At 41.5% G+C, this 588-nt stretch carries 1 protein-coding gene; it reads left to right on the top strand.

Features of this window, described 5'->3' with window-relative positions:
• Window positions 1-3: 3 nt before the first annotated feature.
• On the top strand, window positions 4-588 hold a 585-nt coding region (locus ACRCJ0_RS18655; protein ID WP_431391689.1), incomplete at its 3' end, for an RNB domain-containing ribonuclease.

Genomic DNA, 588 nt, shown 5'->3' with positions numbered 1-588 from the left:
GATGTGGACCGTTTAACAATGACAGCTATCATGGAAATTGACCATAACGGCGGTATTGTTGATTATGATATTCATCCGTCAATTATCCACTCAGATTACCGAATGACTTATTCAGATGTGAATGCCATTATCACAGATAATGATCCAGCATTACGGGAAAAATACAGTGAAATCACTGATATGTTGGAAAATATGGCTTCCTTACATGAGATTTTATACAATAAACGTGTTAGCCGTGGTGCCATTGACTTTGATTCTCGTGAAGCGAAAATTATAGTTGATGGTGAAGGTCATCCCACAGCGATTGAAATGCTTGATCGTGGCGTTGGGGAGCGGATGATTGAATCGTTCATGTTATCGGCGAACGAGACAGTTGCCGGCCACTTTACAAGGAAAGTATTGCCATTCATCTACCGTGTCCATGAGCAACCGGATGAAGACAGAATGCAACGTTTCTTAGAATTTGTGACGGCCTTTGGTATTGTGCCACAAGGGACAAAATCTTCTATTCGTCCAAAAGATATTCAAAATGTCTTGCGTGAGGTTGAAGGAGCGACTTTCCAACCGGTTGTATCCATGATGCTACTA

The organism is Aerococcus sp. L_32 (assembly GCF_050689315.1).
This window is presented reverse-complemented; position numbering and strand designations above follow the sequence as displayed.